1 protein-coding gene is annotated in these 661 nt (G+C 65.5%); it reads right to left on the reverse strand.

The window, feature by feature from the left end:
* Nucleotides 1-661 (reverse strand): condensation domain-containing protein (locus NKJ73_RS34115; RefSeq protein WP_352572782.1); only part of this gene is annotated, 661 nt, incomplete at both ends.

The raw sequence follows: 661 nt of genomic DNA on the forward strand, positions 1-661 counted from the left end.
TCTGCAGCCGTTCCCCCGACAGCCACCGCCGTTGCCAGGCGGCATAATCCGGGTACTGGATCGCCAGCGGCGGCAAAGGATCGTCCTGTCCAGCCTCGAACGCCCGGTAAAGCTGACTGAGTTCACGCACCAGAACGCCCATCGACCAGCCGTCCGAGACGATGTGATGCTGGGTGAGCAGGAAGACGTGGTCCTCATCCGACATCCGGATCAGACGCCCGCGGATCAGCGGCCCGCGCGCAACATCGAGCGGCGTGCGCGCCTCTTCATGGCACAGATCCAAAAGCGCAGCCTCAGCATCCGGCCTGTCCCGCAGATCGTGCTCGGCCACCGGCAGTCCCGCAGCCGGCGGCAGAACCTCAACCCAGGGCTTGCCCTCCGGTGCGACAAAGACGCTGCGCAGCGCCTCATGACGCGCAAACAGACGGTCAAGGCTGCGCTGCCAGGCGCCGCGGTCGAGCACACCACGCAGCCGCAAGGCCAGTGGAATGTGATAGTTCGTGCTGCCCTCGTCCAGCTGCGCCAAAAACCATATCCGCTGCTGCGCAAACGACAGCACAAGCGGCTCATTGCGCGACACCGTCGCAATCGCCGGCAGGTCTTGCGGACCGGAGCGGCTCAACACCTCGACGATGCTTTCGGCCAGATCGGCAAGCACCGG

The organism is Mesorhizobium sp. M0074, assembly GCF_040322975.1.
Lineage (GTDB): Bacteria > Pseudomonadota > Alphaproteobacteria > Rhizobiales > Rhizobiaceae > Mesorhizobium.